This window comes from Psychrobacter sp., from assembly GCF_035469765.1.
Taxonomy (GTDB): domain Bacteria; phylum Pseudomonadota; class Gammaproteobacteria; order Pseudomonadales; family Moraxellaceae; genus Psychrobacter.
In genome coordinates this window covers 1-5050 of the sequence record NZ_DATIRM010000134.1, presented here as the reverse complement: position 1 = coordinate 5050, position 5050 = coordinate 1, and the positions used below count along the sequence as shown (strand labels likewise).

3 protein-coding genes and 2 pseudogenes are annotated in these 5050 nt (G+C 43.1%); 4 read left to right on the top strand and 1 reads right to left on the bottom strand.

All coding sequences use genetic code 11. The annotated features are described in order from the left end of the window. From alaS to VLN09_RS03880, 4 genes and pseudogenes are all read left to right on the top strand, one after another. On the top strand, nucleotides 1-1526 hold a 1526-nt coding region (gene alaS / locus VLN09_RS03895), incomplete at its 5' end, for an alanine--tRNA ligase (RefSeq protein ID WP_325243879.1). Between the two features lie 370 nt (nucleotides 1527-1896). Further along, entirely contained in the window at nucleotides 1897-3183 is a 1287-nt protein-coding gene (locus VLN09_RS03890) for an aspartate kinase (protein ID WP_325243878.1), read from the top strand. Between the two features lie 400 nt (nucleotides 3184-3583). Then, a pseudogene (gene csrA, locus VLN09_RS03885) lies at nucleotides 3584-3751 on the top strand (carbon storage regulator CsrA); the annotation flags it as partial. Nucleotides 3752-3921: 170 nt separating this feature from the next. Further along, nucleotides 3922-4296: a HopJ type III effector protein gene (locus VLN09_RS03880; protein WP_325243877.1), complete on the top strand. Its 375-nt coding sequence runs from the start codon at nucleotides 3922-3924 to the stop codon at nucleotides 4294-4296. Between the two features lie 83 nt (nucleotides 4297-4379). On the opposite strand, the pseudogene VLN09_RS03875 reads toward VLN09_RS03880, so the two are convergent. Next, nucleotides 4380-5050: pseudogene (locus VLN09_RS03875) on the bottom strand (IS3 family transposase); the annotation flags it as partial.

Sequence of the window (5050 nt, the reverse complement as noted above, 5' to 3'; positions counted from 1 at the left end):
AACTTGAAGGTCTAAAAGATGGCGACACGCTATCTGGGGAAGCCGCATTTAAACTGTACGATACTTATGGTTTCCCAATCGATTTGACTGCGGATATCACTCGTGAGCGCGGCATTGTGATTGATGAAGCTGAGTTTGATGAACATATGCAAGCACAGCGTGAACGTGCGCGTGATGCAGGCAAATTTGACGTTGATTATAGTAGTGTTATTCAAGTAGAGAACCCAACCACTTTTATCGGTTATGAGCAGCTTGAAGAAGAAGGCGTAACGATTGATGCGCTGTATCAAGATGGCAACCCAGCCGATAGCTTAAATGAAGGTATGGAAGGCGTGGTTGTCCTTGACCGTACACCATTTTATGCTGAAGGTGGTGGTCAAGTTGGTGAGTTGGGTGAAATCCGCAGCGCAACCGGCGTCTTTGAAGTCCAAGATACCAAAAAATCTGGGCAAGCCATCATTCATTATGGTGTCGTGACCATGGGTGAAATTAACGCTCAGCAGACAGCAGATGCACAAGTATTATTGAGCATCCGCGCCGCTAGTGCCAAAAATCACTCTGCCACGCATCTATTACATGCTGCATTAAGAGAAGTATTGGGTGATGAGGTTACGCAAAAAGGCTCGCTAGTTTCAAGCGACGTCTTGCGTTTTGACTTCTCGTATGACAAACCGGTTAGTGCTGCTGAAATTATGCGCATTGAGCGCTTGGTCAATGAGCAAATTCAAGCCAATACGCCTGCTCGTATCCAAAACATGTCTATTGACGAAGCCATGAAACAAGGTGCCATGGCGCTGTTTGGTGAAAAATATGGTAGTGACGTTCGTGTCCTGACCATGGGTACCGACAGTATCGTTGATGGTCAGCGTAAGCCTTTTTCTATTGAGCTATGTGGCGGTTTACATGTACAGCGTACCGGTGATATTGGTGTGTTAAAAATTACTAACGAATCCGGCATTGCTGCGGGTATTCGCCGTATTGAAGCCGTCACTGGCATGAATGCGATTAAAAACATTCAACAAAGCGAGCAACAGCTCAGCGAGCTTGCCGGTCAGCTGAAAGTTAAGCGTCCAGAAGTTGCACAGCGCGTGCGTACCATGGCAGATAAGCAGCGTGATTTAGAGAAGCAGCTCGAGCGTTTAGAGCAAAAAATCGCCAGCGCCCAAGCAGCCAACTTGCTTGATGAAGTGCAAACCATCGCTGGTACGCCAGTACTTATTAGCACCTTAAGCGGTGTCGATGGTAAATCTATCCGTACGTTAATGGACGATATCAAGTCAAAACTTCCAGATAGCGTGATTGTATTGATTGGTGATAAAGATGAGCAGTTGGCACTAGCTGCAAGTGTGGCAAAGTCTGTGACTGCTAAAGTAAAAGCCGGTGACATCATTCGTCATCTAGCAGGTGAGCTTGGCGGTAAAGGTGGCGGTAAACCTGACTACGCACAGGGCGGCGCACCAAAAGCTGCCAATACTAGCGCGGTTGTCAATGCGCTACCTGCTTGGATTGCAGACCAGCTTGGCTAATACCTTAAGCTGAGTAACATTGTACTAAATCAGAGATAAGATACGCGATTGGTTATAAGTGTTATAACCAATCGCCATGTATCTAATGTCCTCTAGCCCTTAAAGTTATGGCTCGAATATGATATAAAGGTCAACGCTCAATAAAACCTGCATGTTTGATAAAAATATGAGGTTGAGAGCAATCTAGGCATATAAAGTCTATCAGCATAAGAAGATAGTAAAAATAAAGGGCGCAGTTTTTATAATCCGGCTGTATCGTTATTAAAATTAATCTAACACTGAATTTGTAAACTGAATTTATAAATAGTGGCATGACGGATTGATGTCTATAATTAACAGATGGTCATTGATGAATAATAGGTAGATTTTTATGGCGTTAATAGTACAGAAATACGGCGGCACATCGATGGGCAGTATCGACCGCATCAAGAACGTCGCCAAACGAGTCAAACGCTGGCATGACAATGGTCACCAAGTGGTCGTGGTCGTATCTGCTATGAGCGGCGAGACCAACCGTCTTATCGACTTGGCTCGCCAAATTAGCAGCCAGCCCGATCCGCGCGAGTATGACCAAATGGTCTCAACCGGCGAGCAAGTTTCTGTCTCTTTGCTTGCTATGGCGATTAAAGAGCTTGGCGTTGGTGCCCTCTCGTTTACCGGTCGTCAAGTCGCGATTAAAACCGATAACGCTCACAATAAAGCGCGTATCGAAAGTATCGATGACAAAAACATCCGTGCACAGCTCGATGCAGGCAATGTCGTTATCGTCGCAGGTTTCCAAGGTATCGATGAAGAAGGCAATGCAACTACATTAGGTCGCGGTGGCTCGGATACCACGGGTGTGGCCATTGCAGCAGCGTTAGGCGCTGATGAGTGCCAAATCTATACTGACGTTGATGGTGTCTACACCACTGACCCACGCGTTACCTCAAAAGCCAAAAAACTTGAAAAAATCACTTTTGAAGAAATGCTTGAAATGGCAAGCCTTGGCTCTAAGATTTTGCAGATTCGCTCAGTAGAATTCGCTGGCAAATATGGCGTGCCGCTACGCGTATTATCCAGCTTTGATGAAAACAACGATGGTAGCTTCGACCAAGAATTTCAAGACAATGTCGGCACCCTAATTACGATAGACGAAGGAGACAACATGGAACAAGCAATCATCTCAGGTATCGCGTTTAATCGTGATGAAGCAAAAATCGTTGTACGCGGTGTACCTGATCACCCTGGTATTGCCTCTGCCATTTTAAGCCCTATCGGTCGCGCCAATATCGAAATTGATATGATTGTACAAAACCTATCTACCAACGGCATGACCGATTTTACCTTTACCGTCAACCGTACTGACATGGATAAAACCATGAAAGTATTAGAAAACGAAGTTAAAGATGAAATCGGCGCCAAAGAGATATTGGCCAATGATGAAGTAGTTAAAGTTTCTCTAGTCGGTGTGGGCATGCGCTCTCACGCTGGCGTTGCAAGCCTTATGTTTCAAACCCTTGCCGAAAACAACATCAACATTCAAATGATATCGACCAGTGAAATCAAGGTATCTGTTCTTATCCAAGAGCAGTATCTGGAAAAAGCGGTAAGATCTCTACATACTGCCTTTGGTCTTGATCGTGAAGACGGTGAAAGCAAAATCGCTGGCTTATAAAATCTGTTTTACAAGATTTTACTAAAGCGTTATCAAATAATGTGAGCTTAGGTACTTTTAAACAAACAGCAAGTTTTCATAAAATCTCCTTAAATAGGGTCTTAATCAGACCCTATTTTCTTTTTTTATTATTGCTGAGGTTATTATAAAACCAATAGTTTTGTGAAAACCCGTGACAGTATCTGTTATGCCCCCTATAATGAAGCTTTCATTTGGGCTAAATGAATCTATCTATCATTACCGCTATTAGCACCCTATTTTGGGTTATATTTATAAAATAACATTTTTAATATTTTGTTTATAAAACCACTTTGCCTATTGTGTGCAGCGGTAATTTCCTGTAATTGAGACGCAATCTGATGAGTAATAATCTGTTGATGCGACATAAGGAGTGTGACGCATGTTAATTTTGACACGCCGCGTGGGCGAAACGCTAATGATTGGCGACGAGGTCAGTGTGACTGTCCTAGGTGTCAAAGGCAATCAAGTACGTATCGGCGTTGATGCGCCAAAAGATATTGCCGTACACCGCGAAGAGATTTATCAGCGCATTCAGCATGAGCGCACGGTACAATCGCAAATGCAACATCTTGAGCAAGGCAGCTTTGCGCCTTCATTTGATGACGAAGACTATTTTAATCGCTAAATGGTTTACTTATTATCTAACTATCAATAATTATTGGGCATAAATTAAGCACCCTATTTTTGCTTTTTAATCTGCTCTGAGGTCATGTATTTATGAGTATCCGCCAATCAGATGTATCGGCTCTACTTAATGGTTTGAGTAAAAATGCCATTGGATTCAATGATGTCATCAGCTTTATTGATGATTTTTATCGCTATGCACCAGCGCCTTTTGTTAATGGCATGCTGCATAATGCGGCTGGCGAAAACGAAGGTAGCGCCAAGATTTTTGGTTTTGCCAAGCACCATGGCTTAAACCAATTAGATACGTTAAAACTATTTGGCGAGCATTACCAAAAAGTCCAAGCGACTCCTAAAGGCACTGACCATCCAAATATTCGCAATTTTTTGCATTGGGGTTGGCAAGGTTTTTTAATGGAGAAAAACCCATTAACCCTGCGTCCTAGTATCGATACCAGTACGCTGTAACGATGCAATATTGATGTCCCGTCCTAAAATAGATCGATGTTTTTATGCTAAGCCAGATACCCCGAGTATCTGGCTTTTTCACATTAAGCAGGACATAAATAACTGTCATGAACCTCAGCAGGTGTCCTCATATTCAAACTTAAATGAGGTCTAATATTGTTATAGACATAAACAGACTCATCGATTAGCTGTTTAAGCTCACTCATCGTATTGCACTCCTACAACAAGAACTCATTCTTTAAAATACCATTAACGCGCTCAGCCAACGCATTCTGATAACAATCATAGCCATCGGTCATAGACGGTGTGATGTTATTTACTCTAAGCACCTCTTGGTATTCTGAAGCACAGTACTGAAGGCCTCTATCAGAGTGATGAATCGCTTTATGAGTATAACGCCGCCTGTGAGCTGCCATCTCTAACGCTTTTACAACCTCACTTGCTGGCATACTATCACTTAAATGATATCCCAAGATCTGTCTTGAATAAGCATCCGTTACTAACGATAGATAATGCCCCCCCTTGCTTGGAGGTAACATAAGTGATATCAGCGACCAACGTCTGCTCAGGCTGAATAGGTGCTGGTGCATCTTTCGTTAGATTGGGATGCTTTTTCATCCAATGTTTGCTAAAGGTAGTCTTTGTATAGCGACGTTTGGGCTTAACCAACAAGCGGTGTGCTCTTAGATAATCAAAGAACCCATCACGGCCAATCTTTATGCCATGCGCTATCAGCTTAGGTTTAATCAGCCAG